This window comes from Cellulomonas sp. HD19AZ1 (assembly GCF_004535805.1).
Taxonomy (GTDB): Bacteria; Actinomycetota; Actinomycetes; order Actinomycetales; family Cellulomonadaceae; genus Cellulomonas; species Cellulomonas iranensis.
In genome coordinates, this window is sequence record NZ_SPHX01000006.1 from 185,679 (window position 1) to 204,608 (window position 18,930).

The 18,930-nt window shown below is 76.4% G+C and carries 15 protein-coding genes; 1 reads left to right on the top strand and 14 read right to left on the bottom strand.

Translation table 11 applies throughout. The features are described from left to right. Positions 1 to 200 precede the first annotated feature (200 nt). From E4A51_RS14095 to E4A51_RS14115, 5 genes are all read right to left on the bottom strand, one after another. A complete protein-coding gene (locus E4A51_RS14095) occupies positions 201 to 1,772 on the bottom strand; it encodes a methyl-accepting chemotaxis protein (protein ID WP_134852147.1) in 1,572 nt (523 codons plus the stop codon). Between the two features lie 155 nt (positions 1,773 to 1,927). Then, positions 1,928 to 3,712: a choice-of-anchor G family protein gene (locus E4A51_RS14100; RefSeq protein WP_134852148.1), complete on the bottom strand. Its 1,785-nt coding sequence runs from the start codon at positions 3,710 to 3,712 to the stop codon at positions 1,928 to 1,930. Between the two features lies 1 nt (position 3,713). Further along, positions 3,714 to 4,490: a hypothetical protein gene (locus E4A51_RS14105; RefSeq protein ID WP_134852149.1), complete on the bottom strand. Its 777-nt coding sequence runs from the start codon at positions 4,488 to 4,490 to the stop codon at positions 3,714 to 3,716. Positions 4,491 to 4,534: 44 nt separating this feature from the next. Continuing rightward, the gene (locus tag E4A51_RS14110) at positions 4,535 to 5,188 is read right to left on the bottom strand and encodes a hypothetical protein (RefSeq protein ID WP_070320968.1); all 654 of its coding nucleotides are present in this window, start codon (positions 5,186 to 5,188) and stop codon (positions 4,535 to 4,537) included. Next, positions 5,185 to 5,904 carry a SipW-dependent-type signal peptide-containing protein gene (locus E4A51_RS14115; protein ID WP_134852150.1) on the bottom strand — a complete coding sequence of 240 codons (720 nt, stop codon included), beginning with the start codon at positions 5,902 to 5,904 and terminating at the stop codon, positions 5,185 to 5,187. The genes E4A51_RS14110 and E4A51_RS14115 overlap by 4 nt, the downstream gene beginning before the upstream one ends. A 267-nt stretch (positions 5,905 to 6,171) precedes the next feature. Here E4A51_RS14115 and E4A51_RS18770 point away from each other — a divergent pair, with 267 nt between their 5' ends. After that, a complete protein-coding gene (locus E4A51_RS18770; protein ID WP_240696499.1) occupies positions 6,172 to 8,553 on the top strand; it encodes a LuxR C-terminal-related transcriptional regulator in 2,382 nt (793 codons plus the stop codon). Between the two features lie 34 nt (positions 8,554 to 8,587). Here E4A51_RS18770 and E4A51_RS14125 read toward each other — a convergent pair whose 3' ends face one another. The 9 genes from E4A51_RS14125 to E4A51_RS14165 all read right to left on the bottom strand — a co-directional run bounded on the left by E4A51_RS14125 (position 8,588) and on the right by E4A51_RS14165 (position 18,880). Continuing rightward, entirely contained in the window at positions 8,588 to 9,379 is a 792-nt protein-coding gene (locus E4A51_RS14125; protein ID WP_240696500.1) for a LysR substrate-binding domain-containing protein, read from the bottom strand. 11 nt (positions 9,380 to 9,390) lie between these two features. Beyond that, positions 9,391 to 10,116, bottom strand: coding sequence for a tRNA (guanosine(46)-N7)-methyltransferase TrmB (trmB, locus tag E4A51_RS14130; protein ID WP_134852152.1), 726 nt, complete (start codon positions 10,114 to 10,116; stop codon positions 9,391 to 9,393). A 137-nt stretch (positions 10,117 to 10,253) separates the two neighbouring features. After that, complete coding sequence (locus E4A51_RS14135; protein WP_134852153.1) at positions 10,254 to 10,835, bottom strand: hypothetical protein; 582 nt, start codon at positions 10,833 to 10,835, stop codon at positions 10,254 to 10,256. Then, positions 10,832 to 15,274 (bottom strand): FtsK/SpoIIIE domain-containing protein, encoded by a 4,443-nt coding sequence (locus E4A51_RS14140; RefSeq protein WP_134852154.1) that lies wholly within the window; start codon positions 15,272 to 15,274, stop codon positions 10,832 to 10,834. The genes E4A51_RS14135 and E4A51_RS14140 overlap by 4 nt, the downstream gene beginning before the upstream one ends. 1 nt (position 15,275) lies before the next feature. Next, complete coding sequence (locus E4A51_RS14145; RefSeq protein WP_134852155.1) at positions 15,276 to 15,914, bottom strand: hypothetical protein; 639 nt, start codon at positions 15,912 to 15,914, stop codon at positions 15,276 to 15,278. Beyond that, positions 15,911 to 16,483 (bottom strand): hypothetical protein, encoded by a 573-nt coding sequence (locus E4A51_RS14150; RefSeq protein WP_134852156.1) that lies wholly within the window; start codon positions 16,481 to 16,483, stop codon positions 15,911 to 15,913. Before E4A51_RS14150 ends, E4A51_RS14145 begins: the two co-directional genes overlap by 4 nt. Next, a complete protein-coding gene (locus tag E4A51_RS14155) occupies positions 16,480 to 17,010 on the bottom strand; it encodes a hypothetical protein (protein WP_134852157.1) in 531 nt (176 codons plus the stop codon). Before E4A51_RS14155 ends, E4A51_RS14150 begins: the two co-directional genes overlap by 4 nt. Continuing rightward, positions 17,007 to 17,609: a hypothetical protein gene (locus E4A51_RS14160; RefSeq protein WP_134852158.1), complete on the bottom strand. Its 603-nt coding sequence runs from the start codon at positions 17,607 to 17,609 to the stop codon at positions 17,007 to 17,009. Before E4A51_RS14160 ends, E4A51_RS14155 begins: the two co-directional genes overlap by 4 nt. Then, complete coding sequence (locus E4A51_RS14165; protein ID WP_134852159.1) at positions 17,606 to 18,880, bottom strand: hypothetical protein; 1,275 nt, start codon at positions 18,878 to 18,880, stop codon at positions 17,606 to 17,608. Before E4A51_RS14165 ends, E4A51_RS14160 begins: the two co-directional genes overlap by 4 nt. Positions 18,881 to 18,930: the final 50 nt, after the last annotated feature.

The window sequence follows — 18,930 nt, forward strand, 5'->3', positions numbered from 1 at the left end:
TCGCACGACGGTCCCGCACCCACCGGGTGCGGGACCGTCCTGCGTCCGGGGCTCTCTGCCGCCACCCACCCGGCCCCACCCACCCCCCCCGCCGAACGCGGGGTTCGGCCGGTTCCGAGGGTCCAGAAGCGGCCGAAGTCCGCGCTCGACGGCCGTGACGGGGCGGTGGCGACGGGGCGACGCGGGGACGGGTGCCGGCGTCAGGCGCGCAGCGCCGCGACCGACTCCTCGAGGCGGCGCGCGGTCCCCGAGAGCTCGTCGGCCGCCGAGCGGATCGTCGCGATGCCGTCGAGCGAACGCTCCTGCCGCTCCTCGACGCCGCCGATCCCGGACTCGATGCCGCGGCCCGCGCGCGCGGCCTCCGCGACGGCCTGCGCCATCTGCGCGGTGGTCGCGGTCTGCTCCTCGACGGCGCCCGCGATGGTCGTCTGGTAGTCGTCGATGCGGGACACGACGTCGCTGATCCGCGAGATCTCCTCGACCGCGCGGCCCACGGCCGACTGGATCTGCTCGACCTGGTCGCCGATCTGCCCCGTCGCGCGCGCGGTGGCCTGCGCGAGGTCCTTGACCTCGCCCGCGACGACCGCGAACCCCTTGCCGGCCTCGCCCGCGCGGGCCGCCTCGATGGTCGCGTTGAGCGCGAGCAGGTTCGTCTGCTCGGCGATGCCGGTGATGACCTTGACGACCGACCCGATCTGCGCGGACGACTCGCCGAGCTCGGCGACCGAGCGCTGCGTCTGCTCGGCGATCCGCACGGCGTCGGCGGCGATCGCGGCCGCGTCGGCCGTGGTGCGGGAGATCTCGCCGATCGACGCGTCCATCTGGTGCGCGCCCGCCGCGACGGACTCGACGCGGTCGGCGACCTCGCCGGCCCCGACGGACACGCCGCGCAGCTGGTCGGTGGACTCCTGCACCGCGACCGTCAGCTCCTGCGAGGACCCGACGAGCGTCGCGGCGGCCTCGGCGACGGCGCGCGCCGACGTCGTGACCTCGGTCGTCGCGGCCGTCGTGCGGTCGAGCGTGGCGTTGAGCGCGACCGCGAGCCGGTCGAGCTCGGTGCGCTCGCGGCCCGTGTCGAGGCGCGCGGAGGAGTCGCCCGACGCCAGGGCGTCGGTGGCCTGCGCGAGCGGCCGCACGATCGAGCGCTGCACCGCGATGCCCGCGCCGGCGAGCACGAGCAGCACCGCGAGGGACACCCCGATCACGGGTACCGCGTCGGCGAGCGCCGCGGCCTGCACGTCGTCGACGTAGATGCCCGAGCCGACCACCCAGCCCCACGGCTCGTAGCCCGCGACGTAGGAGATCTTGGGCTGCGGGTCCTCGGCGCCGGGCTTGGGCCACTGGTAGGCCACCGTGCCGGCGCCGTCGGCCTCGACCACCTCGACCATGCGCACGAACAGCCGGAGCCCGTCCGGGTCCTCGTAGTCGCCGAGCGGCGTGCCGTCCATCTCGGGCTTGATCGGGTGCATGAGCATGGTCGGGGTCATGTCGTTGACCCAGAAGTACTCGTCGCCGCCGTAGCGCATGGTCCCGAGGGTCGCGAGCGCGCCGGCCTGCGCCTCCTCGACCGTGACCTCGCCCGCCTGCGCCCGTGCCGCCCACGCCTCGACGACCCCCAGAGCGGACTCCACGACGTGCTGCGTCGCGGTCGAGCGCTCGGCGAGGATGCGTCGTTCGACGCCGCCCACCGCGACCGCGGTGAGGACGAGCAGGCCGATCGCGGTGAGGAGCACGAGGGCGGCCATGCGGGTGCGGATGCGGAACTGGCTCATCGGGCGACCTCCGGTGCGTCGGCGCCCCCTGCCGGCGGCCCGGGCTGTCGGACGACGGCCCGGGTGCCAGTCCGTCGGCCGCGCGCGGCGGAAGGTGAGACGAAGCACAGGGTGAAGCTCCGTGCGTCCGGGACGTCGGTCCCGTCCGTGCCCGCTCAGGGAGCGGAGACCGGCCCCGCCGTCGAGGTCGCGAACCGCACGTGGGCGACGTCCGCGCTGCTCGTGTACCGCGCGAGTCCCAGCCGCAGCGCGGTCACGCGGTACTCGGGCGTGCTCGTCGCCGTCCCGGGCGTGTACGGCTCGCCCGGTGGTGCGCCGGGCCGGTCCGGCTGCACGTTGAGCATGAGCGACACGACACTCGGCAGCACCGTGACCAGCGACGACAGCGCCGTCACGAGCGTGCCGGACAGCGTCGCGAGCGTCGCGCCGAGGGTCGTGACCGGTACGACGAGCGCGGTGCGCAGCACGGGTGCGACGAGGCCCAGGAGCGCCGCGCCCGAGCCGTTCAGCGCCCCCGTGATCGAGCTCAGCGAGAGGCCGAGGACGCCGAGGACGGTGTTGACGAGCGTGCCCGTGAGCCCGGTCGCCGTCACGGTGACGGCCGCGGTCGGCGGCACCGCGGTGCCCGCGGCGGAGTCGAGGATCGCCCCGACGGGTGCGGTGAGCTGCACGCGGACCCCCGCGACGTTCACGGTGACCGGACCCGTGACGGGCACGGTCGCGCTCGCCGCGACCGTGGTGGTCAGGTCGACGGTGACGGTCGCGGACCGGACCGCCGTGAGGAGCGCCTGGACCACCTGCCCGGTCCACGTGTCGAGCAGCGCCCCGACCCGCGTCAGCAGAGGGTTGAGCACCGTGGCGCTCAGGACGACCTCGGTGTTGGGTGGTTGGCTGCTGAGCGCGCCCGGCGCGTAGCCGAGCAGCGCGTCGAGGTCGACGTCGATGACGCCGGACGACAGGTTCAGCGTCACGACGCCGTCGGTGAGCGGAGCCGTGAGCAGCGGGGCGACCGCCCCGGCGACGTCCGGCGTGGTGACCGTGACCGTGCCGGACAGCGGCGCGAGCGACAGCCCGGCGCCGAGCTGCCCCAGCAGCCCGGTGCGGATCGCCGCGGCGATCGGCCCCGACGTGCCCCCCAGCGTCCCGAGGTTGGTCTGCAGCGTGCCGACGGTCGCGTTCACGGCCTGCACGAGCTGACCGAGCACCGGGCTGCTGGTCCGCAGCCCGACGTCGGCCACCCCGTAGCTGCGCACGGCACCCGTGGCCGTGCCGTCGCCCCACAGCAGCGCTCGCAGGTCGGCGCACCCGTCGAGCTGCGCGCTGGAGGCGACGGCACCCACGCGCAGCTGCGCGTCGGCGAGGTTCGTGATCGCCGGCAGCAGCGTGCCGAGCGACACGTAGGCCGGCCCGGGCAGCTGGTCGGACGGAGTCGTCGGCGTGACCTGCACGCCGCCGCTGTCGCTCACGAGCCCCGCGGCGCCCGCCGCGGTGCCGTACCCGGACACCTGGGCGTACTGGTTGAGCGCCCCCGCCGAGCCGACCGGGAGCCCCACGCCGAGCCCCGTGAGGTCGAGGCCGACGACGCTCAGCGCGCTCGCGGTCAGCGGGTTGAGCCGGGTCGCGGTCGGTGCCGACGAACCGGGGTCGATCGCCGTCGGCGGCGTGACCGTCAGGGCGCCGTCGGCGGCGCGCACCAGGCGCACGCCCTGCAGCGCGGCGACCGGGTCGAGGTTGGTCCCCAGCAGGCTCCCGGACAGGAACCGGCCCGCCGAGGTCGCGGTGAACCCGTCGTCCTGGCCGCAGCGCAGCGACGACGTCGCGGTCAGCCCGTGGGTCCACTCGTCCTCGCGCCACGCGGCGGTCGACGTCGAGACGACGGCGGGGGCGGCGACCGCGGCCGCCGCGGCGGCGGCCACGAGGGCCCGGACGGCAGCACGCATGTCAGCCTCTCCTCAGGGTCGGCGGGGCGGGTCGGCGGGCCGCACCGAGCAGCCCGGCGCCGAGCGCGAGCGCCGCGGCGGCGGCGAGCGCGAGCAGCACGGGGTCGGCACCCGTGCGCGGCAGGCGCCCCGGCGGGCCGGCGACGACGGGCGGTCCGCCGGCGCCGGGTGCGCCCGGTGCTCCGGGCGCACCCGGTGGCTCGGACGGGGACGGCACCGGCACGTCGTCGATCGCGACCGCGCGCAGGCCGAGCCCGACCTCGTTCGTCAGACCCATGAGGGTCTCGTCGGCGGACGCGGCCGCCGAGTCCTCGACGGCGAGCGACACCAGCAGGTGCTCGGGCGCGCCGGGCGCGATCGGGTCGAGCTCGAACCGGGGGCCGGCGCCCGGGCCCGCCGTGCTGGTCCCTGCGTATGTCGCGACGGCGCGTTCGCCCGCACCGCACGTGGGCGCTCCCGCGCCGTCCTGCCACGGGGCGTCGCAGCTGCGGACGACGAGCACCAGGCCGCGCGGGTGCTCCGTCAGCGCGCCCACGCTGTGCAGCTCGACCTCGAGCTCGGCGCGCGCCGCGTCCTCGAGGCGGGCGTCGACCCGCCAGTGCGCCGGCTCGCCCGGCGTCAGCACGAACTGCGCCGGGTACGGCGCCGAGGACAGCACCAGCCGCCCCGTCGTGCCCGTCTCGGGCACGTCCTGCATGGCCGTCGCGGCCGATCCCGCCCCCAGCACGAGACCGACCACCACGGCCGTCGTCCCCGTCAGCGCGAAGCCCCGTCGCATCGTCGCCCCCTCCCGGTCGTCGCTCGGCCCTGGCGGCCGTCCCGTCACGCGGTCCGGCGGGCCGTGGCCCCCCTCGCACCCACGGCCCGCCGGTCGTCGTCGCGCGGTCGCTCGGGCCACAGGGCCCACGCCACGAGCACGGCGACGAGCAGCACCCCGGCACCGGCCACCGCCGGCTGCCGGACCGTCTCGAGCACGCGCCCGGCGCCCGGCAGCGACGCGACCACGCGGCCCGCGGTCGCGACCCGGTACGGGTCGCGGTCCGTCGTCCGGTTCGCGTCGCCCTGCAGCGTCAGGAGCCGCTCCTGCGGCTGCCCCGGCACGTCGTCGATCGCGACGACGCGGTGGGTGACCCGCGCGCCGTCGCCGCGCGGCACGGTCACGACGTCACCGACCCGCAGGTCGGCCGCCGGGGTCGTGCGGACCACCGCGGCCGTGCCGGCCGGCATGCCCGGTGACATCGACCCGGTGACCAGGACGACGAGCGAGGCCGACAGCGCCCAGGAGGCCACGAGCCACCCGGCCACCAGCACGCCGGGCGCCCCGACGGCCACGAGCGCGACGTCGCGCAGCGACCACCCGGTCCGGGCGTGCCCCGGCGCCCGGTGCAGGGCCCGGTCCTGCCGGTGGGCCGCGGCGGTGCGGTGGTTCCGAGCCCGCACCGCGACGGCCGCGCCGCCGACCTCGCCCGTGGTCACGCCGACTCGCCCGCGAACGCCCAGGCGGGCGCGATCGACCGGCCCATGTAGTCGTCGGCCGTGGTGCCCGGCGCGAGCGGCAGCGGGTCGGGCAGCTCGAGCTCGAAGCAGTAGTACTGCACCGAGCCGGCCGCCGCCGCGAGCGTCTGCGTCGCCGAGCCGCCGGTCGTGCCGAGGTCGCCGTCGGCGATGAGCGTCGGCGCGCCCGGTGCGCCCGAGAACGCGGTCGCGTCGCACGTGAACGGCGCGTCGTCGGTGACGACCCGCACGTCGATCGCGTCGAACAGCAGCCCGCCGGGGTCCGTCGCCGTGATGCCCGACGCCGTCACCGCGGCCTGCAGGTCGACGTCGCCCGCGATGGACGTCGGCGACGTGCGTAGCGCGACGGGTGCGTACGTCGTGTCGCCCGGCGTGAACGCGGACGCCGCGGCCGAGAACACCATCTCGCCACCGGGGTTGTCCTCCTCGTCGGTCCACGCGGCCGCGTCCACCGCCGCCGTCGTGTTCTGCTGCACCTCGAACGTCGACGTCGAGACGCCGGGGCCGCCGGCGCCGTCGCCGCCGAACACCCACTCCACGTCGGTCCACGCCGCGAGCGTCGCGACGCCGCCCACGCCCAGGACGGTCCCGGCCGCCGTGAGCGCGAACGCCTTGCGACGTCGCTGCGTGCGCCTGCCCTCGTCGACCACCTTCGTCGTCGTCCCGTGCTTCACCATGTCCCACCCCACCGGTCGTCGGTCCTCTCGGAGCCGTGGGCGGTGCTCCGTCCACGACGTCCTGGACGCTAGGTCCGCACCGGGGGACGAATCGGACGCACCGTGACGGTTCCGTACCTGACGGGCGTACGGAACCGTATGCGCAGGTCCGGCATGGGTGAAGGAACCCAGTAGCGGTCGGTGGTGAGGCCCGCGACTACGTACGGTGGGACGGACGCACCTCCCCCCGGGTGCGTCGGCAGGGGGCAGGGGGGCCAGGGGGACGGCATGACGACGGCACGGCACGACGGCCACGACGGGACGGTGATCGGCGAGGACCGCGACGCGCGCGCGGTGCTCGACGACGCGACGACGGGCCGCGGCGCCCTGTTGGTGGGGCCGCTGGGCTCGGGCAAGACGCACCTCGTGCGGGCGGTCGTGGCGCTCATGCGCGACGCGGGAATGGACCCCCTCGTGCTGCGTGCCGCCGCACCGCTCGCGTCGCTGCCGCAGGGCGTGCTCGACGACGAGGGGGTCGCACGGCTCGACGCCGCGTCGCCCGCGGCACCGCTCGTCGTCGTCGTCGACGACGCCGAGGACCTCGACGACACGACCGCCGACCGCCTCGTGCGGGGCCTCGCGCGCGGCAGCGTGCACCTGGTGCTCGCGATCGCGCCGCGCCGCGACGGCGAGCCGGCGCACGCCGTGGCGGTCCGCGCCCGGCTGGTCGACCTGTGGCTCGCGCACCGGCTGGTGCGTCACGACCTGCGCGAGCCGGAGCGGGCCGACGCCGACGCGCTGGTCGACGCGTTCGCCGGCGGGCACCCGCTGGACCGCGCGACCCGACGCATCCTCGTCGCGCGCGCCCGGGGGTCGCGCACCGTGCTGCGCGAGCTCGTCGCCGAGGCGGTGCGCCGCGACCGCGCCGGCGGCGACCCGCTGGAGCTGCCGCTGGACCTCGTCGAGGTGCCGGGCCTGCGCGACGCGCTGACGGCGGAGGCGGGGACATTCGGGCCGGGCGTGCAGGAGGCGCTGGTCGTGCTGCGGCACCTGCCGGGCCTGCCCTACAGCGAGGCGTGCCTCGTGCTCGGCGCCGAGCGGGTCGACGGCCTGGTGACGCGGCGGCTCGCGATGGTCGACGACGGCCCGCGGCGCGGCCTGTACGTCCGCCGGCTCACCGCCCTGGTCGTCGAGCAGCAGCTCGACGACGCCGCGGTCGAGGGCGTGCTGGCGGGCGTCGAGCGGTACGTGCTGGAGCGGGCCACGGGCCCGGTGTCGGACGTGCTCGCGTCGTTCGTGGTGGCGCGCGCGTCGGTGCGCTCGCCCGACGAGGGGTGGAACGCCGCCCACCCGTCGACGTGGGCGCGGCTGGTGGTGGGCGCGGCGCGCTACGCGAACAGCACGGGGCGGCACGAGCGGTCGCTCGCGTGGACGACCATGCCGGGCGTGCCCGCCACCGCGCCCGAGGTGCTGCTCGAGCGCGCGGTCGCGCTGCTCGCGCTGCGCGAGGACGCGCGGGCGCGCGTCGAGCTCGAACGCGTCGAGCCCGAGCGGCTCGGGCCGTCGAGCCTCCTGCGGTACGTGCGCTGCTGGACGGACCTCGTGCGGTGGGTGCCTCCCGACGCGCGCGTCGAGGTGCCGACCTTCCCCGAGCACGTGCGGGGCGTCGCGCGGGCCGAGCTGGTGCTGCTGCGCGCCGAGCGGGCGGCGCTCACGCTCGACTGGGACCGCGCGCTGATCGCGGCGCGCCACGCGCTCGACGGTGCCGCGCACCCGCGGACGGCGGTGCGCGCGGCCGCGCTCGCGACGTTCGCGGCCGTGGTGCTGGGCGCGCACCCCGAGGCCGAGCGGCTCGCGCGGGAGACGCGCGCGCTGCTGCGCGACCCGGTCGGCGGGCGCACGGTCGGGCTCGACGACGAGCTGTGGGCGCTGTGCGCGCTGGCGGCCGCCGCGGCGCTGGGCGGTCACCACCCCGACGACCTCGAGGACTGGGTGGTCGCGTGCACGCTCGCCGCCGGGGTCCGCGGCGGCCCGGCCGAGATCGGGCTCGCCAACGTCGCGTGGGCGTGCCTCGCGTTCGACCGTGGCGACGGCGCCGCGGTCGTCGAGGAGCTCGCGGCGGCGGCCTCGCGCGTGCCCGCCGGCCGGGCCGGGGTGCTGCGGGCCCTGCTGGTCTGCGCGCTCGGGTCGTCCCGCGCGGCGCTCGGGGACGACGCCGGGGCGCGTCGCACGCTCGCGACGGTGCCGGCCGAGCATCGCGCCTTCCCGCTCGTCGACATGGCGGCCCGCGTGGTCGAGGCGTGGCCCGCGGCGCGGGACGCGACGCCGGTCGACCTGACACCCGTGCGTGCGGCCGTCGCGGCGGCGCCGCGACTCGAGCGGATCGTGCGGCGGCTCACGGTGACGGGCGGGCGGGTCGCGATCGCGCCGGACGCCGACGCCGGGGCGTCCGTGCCGGGCCGCGTCGACGCCGTGCTGTCGGACCGCGAGCTCGAGGTCGCGCTGCTCGTGGGCCAGGGCCTGACGAACCGTGAGGTCGCGGACCGCCTGGTGCTGTCCGTGCGGACCGTCGAGTCGCACGTCTACCACGCGTGCCGCAAGCTCGGGATCCCGTCGCGGCGCGAGCTGGCACGGGTGGTGGTGACCACGGGGGTCGGCCAGCGGGGGTGACGGTGCTGCGGTGCCGTGGCCGCCGGCGCGCACGTCAGCGCGTGCGCCGGCCCCCGCCGCCGCGCGGTCGTCCGTCGCCGCGCCCCGGCGTGCGCGGCGTGGGGCGGCCGGTGCGGCGCGGCGGAGGTGCGTCGCCGCCGCGCCCGTCCCGCCCGCTGCGCCCGTCCCGCCCGGTGCCGCGCCCGGCGCCGGGCGCGGCCGTCGCGTCCCCGCGCGAGCTGCCCGCGGTGCGGCCGCGCACGATCCCGACGAGCTCCTGCGCGTGCGGGTGCTCCGCGTCGGTGCGCCACACGAGCGCGAGGCGCGACCCCGGTGCGTCGGGCACGGGGCGCACGGTCGTGCCGCGGCGGTCGTGCAGGCGCGCGAGCGCGTGCGGCACGACGAGCAGCCCTGCACCGCTCGCGACGAGGTCGGCGCCCGTCGCGGCGTCCGGCACCTCGACGACGTCGACGCCGGCGGGGGTCCACCCGAGCACGTCGTCGGCGGGGACCAGCAGCGTCTCGCCCGCGAGGTCCGCGACGTCGACCTCGTCGACGACGGTCAGCACGTGGTCGGCGGGCACGACGACGACGGTCGTCTCGGTCCACAGCGGCACGACGGCCCAGCCGTCGCGGGTCGTGGGCGTCGTCGTGGGCAGGCCCGGCGGGGGCGTGAGGGCCGCGCCGTCGGCGGGTGCGGGCGGCAGGCGCAGCACGGCCGCGTCGACGTCGCCCGCGAGCACCGCGGCGACCGCGGCGGCGGGCTCGGCGTGCACGACGTCGAGCGGGTCGTCGGGCAGGCGTTCGCGCCACACGCGCGACCACCGGTCGGGGCTGGTGCCGGGCACCAGGAGCAGCCTCACCGGACGCGCCGCACGACGACGTCGGTGACCTCGTGGCCCAGGTCGAGGCCACGCTGCTCGAAGCGCGTCACGGGCCGGTGCGCGGGCCGTTCGACCGCACCGCCGGCCAGGTCGGGGTCGGCGGTGAGCACGTCGACCATCTGCGCGGCGTAGTCCGCCCAGTCGGTCGCGACGTGCAGCGTGCCGCCGACGCGCAGGCGGTCGCGCAGCAGCGCGACGTGCGCGGGCTGCACGAGGCGCCGCTTGTGGTGGCGGGCCTTGGGCCACGGGTCGGGGAAGAAGGCGTGCACCGCGTCGAGCGACCCGGGCGCGACGGCGGTGCGCAGCAGCCGCAGCGCGTCGCCGTGCGCGACCCGGACGTTGGTCAGGCCCGCGCGCTCGACGAGCAGCAGCAGCGCCGCGACGCCCGGCAGGTGCGCCTCGACCGCGAGCCAGTCGCGGTCGGGGTCGGCGGCGGCCATCGCGGCGGTCGCGTCGCCCATGCCCGAGCCGATCTCGACGACCAGCGGCGCCGTGCGCCCGAACAGCGCGGCCGTGTCGAGCACACCGTCGGGCGTGCGCGGCGGCGGCACGCGGTCGTCGTCGACCGAGAACCCCCAGCGGTCGAACAGCCGCTCGAGCGCGTCGGTGCGGTCCCGCCCCAGGGGTGCGCGGCGCGGGTGGAACGTGCGCAGCGGCTCGTGGGGTCGCGACGCGCGGTGGGTGAAGACGTCGGGCCGCACGGGCCCACCCTACGCAGCCGCTGCCTGCGCGCGGTCTCGCGTCGTGCCGTGCGTCGGGTCCGGGCGCGGCCCGCGGTGCCCGGACCGGTCGGGCACGCACGTCTTGCGCACCGGTCGGACGTCGCGCCGCGCGCCGGTCAGGCGTCCCGCGCGGCGCGCACGCGGTCGACGAGCGCGGTGACCGCGCGCGGTGACGCGGGCGCCACGCCGCCCTCCTGCTTGACGGTCGGCACGAGGACCAGCTGCGCGCCCGCGTCCGTCGTCAGGCAGACGGCCGGTCGGGTCGCGCCGCCGGCCTGGCCCGTGGCCGTGGTGACCGACGCGACCTGCGCCCAGTCGAGCTCGACGAGGACGTCGGCGCCGCGCCAGAGCTCGACGCCCGCGCCCGACCAGGCCAGCGTGAGCCGGGACCCGCCCGACGGGCGCAGCCGCTCGACGTGCCAGCCCTGGCGCCGCAGCTCACCGCCCAGGCCGGCGTCCGACCACACGGCCCACGTCGACCAGTCGGGTCGGGCGGCCGCGGCGGCGCGGCGGCGCGCGGCGTCGCGCCGTGCCCCGAGGACCACGAACCCGACGACGGCGCCGACCACGAGGACGGAGACGGCGAGCGTCAGCGGCAGGTCGGAGCGCGGCTGGGTGAGCGTGCGTCGCCAGGCCGCGACCGACAGGGCGACGACCCCGACCGCTCCCAGCACGAGTCCCCAGCGGTCGTTCTTCATCGGTCGGCTCCTTGGAGGTGGTGGTCGTCGTGGTGATCGGGCCGGGGCGTGAGCGGCCACGCGTCCGGGTCAGGGAGGGGCACCTGCACGCGTCGGATCCGTCCGGACTCGACGACGACGCCGCGCCCGGGTGGGAACTCGGAGCGCGCCATGCGCGGGAAGGGCGTGCGGAACAGCGGGTCGCCGTCGAGGTGGTCGGGCTGCAGGACCAGGCCGCGGCGGCCGTTGCGGACCTCGGCCACGAGCTGCCACGACGAGCCCCACGCGGACGTCTCGGCCTCGGCGACGACGAGGTGGTCGTTGCGCCGCGCGGCGCGGACCGCCTCGGTGAGCGGCTGCTCCGCGGGCGTGCCGAGCAGGTCGTTGAGCGACTCGACGACCAGGACGACGCCGAGCGCGCCGGTCGCGGGCTCGGCGAGGTCGGGCAGCAGCGACCGCGCGAGCGTCGCCGCCTCGTCGGGGGACACCGCGACGTCCGTCCAGACGTCCGCGGCCCGCACGGGCGAGCGTCGGTTGCCCACGTAGTAGAGGCGGCCGTCGGGTGCGAACCGGCGCAGCGACGTCGCGAGCGCGGTGAGCACCGTGGTGCGGCCGCTGCCCGGTAGACCGGCGAGCAGGAACGAGCCGTGCGGGTCGAAGCCGACGGGTGCGAGCGTGTCGTCGGCGACGCCGAGCACGGGCCGCCCGTCGACGGCGGTCGGCAGCGTCGACTGCGCGACGACCGCGGGCAGCCGCCGCACGGCGGGCGCGTCGGCGACGCCGGCGGCCCGTAGCCGCTCCGCGAGCCGGGCGATGTGCTCGGCCTGCTCGGCGGGGTCCTGCGTGCCGCCCTCGACGGCGAGCTGGAGCTCGTGGCTCGCCCCGACGGGCACGGCGCGTCCCGGTGGGGAGGTGGGCGACAGCACGTCGTCGGGCACGTCGAGCACGCCGTAGGAGCTGTCGTCGGCCTGCCGCAGGACGATCCGCTGCGGGACGCTGCCCGCGAGCGCGGTCGGCAGCGCCCCCGGTCGTTCGGCGGCCATGACGACGTGGACGCCGAGCGGGCGGCCCTCCGACACGACGCGGCGGAACGCGGCGAACGTCGCGGCGCGTCCGGGCTCGGACTCCCACGCGTCGCGGAACGCGCTCAGCCCGTCGACGAGCAGCAGGACGCGCGGCTCGTCGTGCCGTCCGGTGAGCGAGCGGTACTGCGTGATCGACCCCGCGCGGGCCTGCGCGTACCGGGCCGCACGCTCCTCGACGGTGTCGAGCAGCGTGCGGACCAGGCGCGTGACGCGCTCGGTGTCCGAGCCGTCGACGACCGAGCCGACGTGCGGCAGCGGGTCGAGCATCGCGAGGCCGCCCGCGCCGAGGTCGAGCCCGTAGACGCGCACGGGGTGACCGGCGGCGCACGCGCGCCCGGCCGCGACGGCGATGGTCCGCAGCGCGGTCGACGTGCCGGAGCCGCCCGTGCCGTAGAGGACGAGCGCGCCGTCGTCGGGCCGGTACGGGTGGGTGGCCTGGCGCTGCTCCTCGGGCAGGTCGACCACGCCCAGCGGCAGCGTGGCGTCGTCGGTCACGGGCAGCTCGGCGAGGTCGTACACGGCCCGCAGGTCCGGGAGCCAGGGGCGGCGCGGCGGGGCGACGCCGGCGGCCTGCGCGGCGCGCGACACGGTCGCGACGACCCGGGCGATGTCGGTAGGCCCCTCGGGGCCGTCAGGCGCCTGCTCGGGCGCGGGGACGACCCACGCCTCGCCGGGCCCGAACCGCAGGGACTCGACCTCGACGGTGCCCGTCGCGGCGACGGCCGAGCGCCCGCCGACGTAGGCGCTCTGGAAGAGCGCGATCCGCCCGGGACCGGTGCGGACCGCGCCGCGCCCGGGCACGGCCGGGTCGAAGTGCGCCGACACGGGGGACCCGAGCACGTCGGTGGAGTCCTGCTCGTCCGCGGTGCGCAGCGCGATGCGGAGGTTGGTGTTGGCGCGCAGGTTGTCCTTGATGACGCCCGCGGGGCGCTGCGTCGCGAGGATGAGGTGCAGGCCGAGCGAGCGGCCGCGCTGCGCGACGTCGACGACGCCGTCGACGAACTCCGGCACCTCGGACACGAGCGCCGCGAACTCGTCGACGACGATGACGAGCGCGGGTGGGGTCTCCGGGTCGCCCGTGCGTTCGAGCGACAGCAGGTCCTTGGCCTTCTTGCGCTGCAGCAGGTGCTCGCGCCGTCGCAGCTCGGCCCGCAGCGACGTGAGGGCGCGCCGCACGAGGTGCGGCGTGAGGTCCGTGACGAGGCCGACGCAGTGGGGCAGCTCGACGCAGTCGGCGAAGGCCGCTCCGCCCTTGTAGTCGACGAAGAGGAACGTGACCCGGTCCGGGCTGTGCGCGGTCGCGGTCGCCAGCACCCACGCCTGCAGGAACTCGCTCTTGCCCGAGCCGGTGGTGCCGCCGACGAGCGCGTGCGGCCCGTCGCGCCGCAGGTCCAGCACGAGCTCGCCGGCGACGCCCTGGCCCAGCACCGCGCGGAGCGTGGCGTCGCTGCGGCGCGGCACCGGCGGGGCGGTGCGGTCGACGAGCGACCCGGTCTCGCGCCACCGCGCGACGACGGCCCGCGGGTCGTCGGCGACCTCGGGGCCGGTCAGCGTGAGGAAGCCGACCGTGCGCGGCAGGTCCGACTCGTCCTCGACGGGGGCTCCCGCGTCGACCACGCCCGCGAGGTGCAGCGCGAGGGCGGCGGTCGTCTCGTCGTCGACCGGCTCGGCGAGCACGTCGTGCCAGGTGCGGTCCGCGACGGCCCCGGCGCGCACGCCCGCGTCGGTGCACAGCAGGAAGGTGCGGCACGCCGCGGGCAGGCGCGGCAGCAGCGGTGCGCACCACAGCACGTGCACGCCCGCCGCGGGGCCGTCCTCGGCGATCCGGACGAGCCGGCCGCGCTCGACGGGTGCGTCGTCCTCGACGACGAGGAGCACGGCGGGCAGGGCGCGTCCGCCGTGGCGCTGCGCGGTGCGGGCGGCGACGAGCTCCTCGAGCCCGGCGACCACGGCGGTGCCGCTGGCCGCGTTGTCCCCGAGGTGCAGGCCGAGGGGGCTGTGCGGGCTGGCGGTGTGCGGCAGCCAGGTGAGCCACTCCCACGTCCGGGCGCTGCGCGGTGACGCGACGGCTGCGACGACGAGCTCGGCGGGGGAGTGCAGGCTCACGAGCTGCGCGACGAGGCCGCGCGCGACGGCCTCGGCGTGCTGCGGCGCGCCGGCCACGCCGAGACCGCCGACGTCGCGTAGCCGCGCCACGAGCGGCACGCCGGCCACGTCCGTGAGGCCGGCGACGGTGCGTTCGAGGTCGTCCCACTGCGCGCCGTCGGCCTGGCCGCGTGACGGTGTGCGGATCGTCGTGCGGGACGCGGACGTGCCGGTGCCGAGGCGGACGCTGAGGAAGTCCTCGTCGTCGGGGCGACGGCACCACAGCACCGGGCTGAGGCCGAGCGCCGCCCCCACGGCCTCGGCGGTGGCGGGGTGCTCGCGCAGCCGGGTGGCGACCTCCTCCTCGTGGTCGGCGCGCACCTGCGCGGCGAGCCGGTCGAGGTCGGTGCGGAACTGCGCGGTCTGGGTCCGCACGCGCGCGCGTTCGCCCGTGCGCCGGTCCAGCCAGGACCCGAGCAGGAGCAGGGGGCTCAGCCCGACGAACGCGAGCGTGAGCGGGTTGTGCGTGAGCAGGAACAGCGCGACGCCGAGGACCGCCGGCGCGAGCATCGCGAGCCACGGGAAGCGCTGCGGCTTGGCGGGCTCGGGCGGTGACGGGGCCTCCACGGTCCGCTCCGCGTAGCGGGGCACGACCAGCGGCGGCCGGTTGAAGGGCACGACGCCCCCGCCGGCGGTGGTGGTCGCGGTCCGCAGCCGCTCGAGCCGCAGCGTGGTGTCGCCGAGGCGGACGACGTCCTGCGAGCCGACCGTGGTCCGGGTGACGAGACCGCCGTCGACGAGGACGCCGTTGGCCGATCCGTTGTCGACGATCTCGACGTCGTCGGTGACGACGACGCGCGCGTGGCGCTGCGACACGGTGCGGTCGGTGAGCCGGACGGTGGCGTCGCGGCCGCGTCCGATCGTGGAGACGCCCGGCGCGAGCAGCGCCTCCGTGCCGGCGTCGGGCCCGTCGAGGACGACGAGGCGCGCGGCTGCGTCGGCGGGGGTGGCGTCGGGGCGGACGAACCGGCGGGCGCTGCGCGCCACGGCCACGGTCGACCCGGGTCGCAGACCGGCGTCGGCCACGACGGTCGAGCGCGGCAGCGGCCGCAGGTCGGCGCTGCCGACGTCGCCGACGTGCAGCTCGACCTCACCCGGCGGGCCGCCGAGGCGTGGGTCGGCGCGCACGAGGGTGTCGGCGACGTCGCCCACGGTGGTGACCGTGTCGGCGCCCAGGACCACGGGAGTCGTGACGCCGTCGGGCCGCCGCAGCAGCAGCCGGGTCCGCACGTCAGCCCTCCGCGTCGACCGGGACGGCGTGCACGCTGCGGGTGACGGTGTCGAAGAGCGTGACGAGCGCGTCGCGCGCACCGAGGAGCGGGCTGGCGAACGTGAGCTGCACGAGGTCCTGCGTGCCGGTGGGCTCGACCCAGTAGTCGACGACGAACGTCTCGACCGTCGTCCCCTGCTCCGTGAGGTCCGAGAGGTCGTGGGACAGGTGTGTCGCCCGGACCCGCCGCAGGGCCACGCCGTGGGGCGTCTCGCCCAGGTCGACGCTCTGCCCGGGTGCGGCGTCGGCGCGGGAGACCTCGGCGATCACGGCGCGGCCGTGGTCGTCGAGACGCGCCCCGGGCAGGTGGTGCACCGTGACGGACGCGGGCACGGGGACCCCGTCGACCTGCATGAGCGAGATCGCGAGCAGGAGACCGTGGGCCTGCGCGGCCCGCGCCGTCTGCGCGAGCAGGTCACGCGTGAGGTGCTCGCGCAGCGGCGCGAGCTCGTCCGAGTCGCCGAGCTGCTGCGCCACGAGCGCCGTGACGTCGGCGACGCGCTGCTCGTCGTCGGTGAGCTCGACGACGAACCAGTCCTCGGGGAGCACCATCGCGATGCCCGCGTGCGGGATCGCCGTGGTGGCGGTGTCGTCGGTCACGGGTGCAGTGGCTCCAGGGGTGTGGCGGTGTCCTCGGTGTCGCCGCAGGTGACGGTGTAGTGGCCGTCGGTGGTGGCGAACCAGCAGGTGGTCGGGGTGCCGTCGGCGAGGGTGACGGGTTGCTCGCTGGGCCAGTCCCGCGGAACGACAGGAACGAACGGTGGATTCTGGGTCAGCGTGATGCCGTAGGCGTCCTCGATCTCCGCGATGGTCGCGACGACCGTGGCGTACTCCAGGTCGCCCCACGACCTGATCCGTTGGTCGCTTGCTCGGCGTTGGGCGGTGTCGACGATGACCATCCCCCCGATGAGGGTGACGAAGAGCGCGCAGAGCAGCAGGCTGGTGCGCAGCGAGCGCAGGGTCTGCGGATGCCCGAACTCGACGCGGATGACGCGGACGACGAAGACGGTCGCGACGATGAGGCCGAGCGCTCCGAGGGTGAGGGCGAACGGTGAGGAGAACGTCATCGGCTCGGGCTCCGGCGGCAGGTCCGGGACAGGGACGCGCGCGCTCGCGGTCATGTGGTGCCCCAGCCCGGTCGTGAGCGCGGCGAGCGGCTGGACGGTCACGGTGCCACCGGTTGCAGGGGTGTGGCGGTGTCCTCGGTGTCGCCGCAGAGAACGGTGTAGTGGCCGTCGGTGGTACCGAACCAGCAGGTGGTCGGGGTTCCGTCGGCAAGGGTGACGGGCTGGTCGGTGGCCCAGTCCTGCTCGACGACGGGCACGTAGGCCGTCGTCCGGTCGAACGTGAACCCGTACACGTTTTCGAGTTCAGCGACTGTCTCGCGCATCGCTGCGTACTCCAGGTCGCCCCATCGGTCGATCTGCTGGTCGCGCAGGTGGCGTTGCACGGTGTCGGTGATTCCGGCAGCGATGACGAGGGCGATGGCGGGCGTGCCGAGGAGGATGGCGGTCCGGAAGGCGTTCTGGGAGCGGGAGCGCCCGATGATGACGGCGCACACGTGCCAGGTGAAGACGATGATGAGGGCCGCGGCCAGCCCGCCCATCACCAGAACCGGAAGCTGCGCGAACTCGATCTGCTCTGGGCGAGGAGGCAGATCGGGGACAGGGACGCGTCCCCGCAGGACGCTGATCATGCGTCCTCCAACGTGACGACGAGGGAGTCGGTGACGAGGTTCGTCTGGTCCCCCAGGGGCTCGAACGCCCACGCCTGATCAGTCTCGAACTGGCACATGAGGGTCTCGTCGGTGCCCGGTGGCAGGACGAACCAGGTGTACTCGCGCACGATGCGTCGAGAGAAGCGCGCGGTCAGGTCGGTGACCAGCAGCACCGCGGGCCCGGCCGCTAGCTGACCCGGCGCTGCCGAGGACTCCAGCACGCGTAGCCCCTTGCGACGCGGAGGGTCCTGCGCGAGCGCGAGCAGCGCCTCGGGGCTCAGGCGACCATCGGGGTCGGGCGAGATCAGGCGGATCACCAGGGACCCCGCGACCACACCCGCGGCCGGGTGCGGGAGCCACGCACCCATGATGACGGGTGCACCCGCGGGATCGGACCACGCGGTGTCCAGGGCACGCAGGCCCGCCGCGACGCCAGGAATGACGGCGGGGTCGTCGGTGACCTGAGCAGCGAGGGCCTCCGCGTCGGCCTGCGCGGCGCCCGGCACCCACCCGACCCACTGCGGCGGTGGCGTCCAGGTGACGTCGCTGATCGGGCGGCGCGTCGAGGATCCGGTCACAGCGCGAGCCTCTCTCGTGCGGTAGGACGCGGCGGACGCATCGCGTCGTCGATCTTCCCGGTCACCCATTCGCCCGCGAGGCTCGCATCGACGCCGACCAGCATGAGCGCCCGGGCCTGCAGCTCGTATCCTCGTGTGGTGAGCGGGACGATCTGCTCCAGTGCCTTCGGCCGTCTCGTCACCGACTGGAGCAGGGCGTACGCGCTCGTGTCGGCGACGAGTTCGCCGTGGCCGGCCGCTGCGAGGAGACTGTGCGCCGGCGAGGCCGCGCCCAGGACCTGCGCGCGGGCGGCCCGGAACGCACTCATGTAGGTGTCGGTGACGGCGCGCCACCCGTTCGCGAAGGCGCCTCTCACGGTCACGACGCTGATCGGCCTGTTCCTGATCGTCGCCTTGAGGTCCTTGACCTGCGTCAGGACCGCGTTGATGACCGGGGATCTCGAATTGCCCGTCAGTCGGACCGCGGCCGAGGCCGTCGGCTTGAGCGACGTCCTCAGGATGTTCGCTCCCCGTGCGACAACGTTGCCCGCGCCGAAGGTGACGACTCCCACGATGCCGAAGACGACGGCCATCCAGTCCTTCTCGCCGTCGAACGCGAGGCCGATGTCGGCGACGAGTGCCAGCGCACCGGCGATCGCGGCGGTGAGGGCGAGTGCCTGCCCGAGGATCGGCACCCAGCCCAGCAGCAGAGCCCCGATGCCGCAGGCTCCGGCGACGTTGCCCGCGACCTCCGAGACGCTCCGGGCGAGGTCCAGCCCCCAGTCCTGCCACCAGCCGTCGTCGAGACGGTCGGCCGCCTGCGCCGACCCGATGGCGTCGATCGCCCGTTGCGCGGCGGCGTCGCGGTCGCGCACCACCTGCTCGAGCTCGTCCCGCAGGTGCTGGAGCTCGACCTCCGCGTCGCTCACGGTCGTGCGGGCGGTCGTCAGGCGTCCCTGGACACGTCTCCTGTCCGCCTCGGTCGCGCTCGGGTCCAGGCTCGCCAACGCGCGCGCGGCGAGGGTGCGCTCGGTGGTCGCGTTGTCGATCCGGTGCTGCACCGCCACGGCCCGCGCGAGCAGGTCGTCGGCGGCGTCTTGCGCGGCACGCAGCGAGCGGGCGTACTCGCCGAGCGCCTGGGCGATGGCCTCGTACCGGCCCTTTGCTCTTGTCACCTCGGTGCCGAGGTCTTTCGCCCTCGAGCGGACCGCGTCAACTGCGGCTGACTGCATGTCGGGCGACTTGATCAGTTCACCGATGCGGCTCGCGGCCGTGCCGATGTGCTCCGCCACCTCCCCGTACCGCTCCGCGGCACGCTGCACCCCGTCCGGGTCGCCCGGCA

Bases quoted from the DNA above. Each gene is read 5' to 3' on its own strand.
- E4A51_RS14155 (WP_134852157.1), bottom strand. From the start codon at position 17,010: ATGATCAGCGTCCTGCGGGGACGCGTCCCTGTCCCCGATCTGCCTCCT.
- E4A51_RS14095 (WP_134852147.1), bottom strand. From the start codon at position 1,772: ATGAGCCAGTTCCGCATCCGCACCCGCATGGCCGCCCTCGTGCTCCTC.
- E4A51_RS14135 (WP_134852153.1), bottom strand. From the start codon at position 10,835: ATGAAGAACGACCGCTGGGGACTCGTGCTGGGAGCGGTCGGGGTCGTC.
- E4A51_RS14100 (WP_134852148.1), bottom strand. From the start codon at position 3,712: ATGCGTGCTGCCGTCCGGGCCCTCGTGGCCGCCGCCGCGGCGGCCGCG.
- E4A51_RS18770 (WP_240696499.1), top strand. From the start codon at position 6,172: ATGACGACGGCACGGCACGACGGCCACGACGGGACGGTGATCGGCGAG.
- E4A51_RS14105 (WP_134852149.1), bottom strand. From the start codon at position 4,490: ATGCGACGGGGCTTCGCGCTGACGGGGACGACGGCCGTGGTGGTCGGT.
- E4A51_RS14115 (WP_134852150.1), bottom strand. From the start codon at position 5,904: ATGGTGAAGCACGGGACGACGACGAAGGTGGTCGACGAGGGCAGGCGC.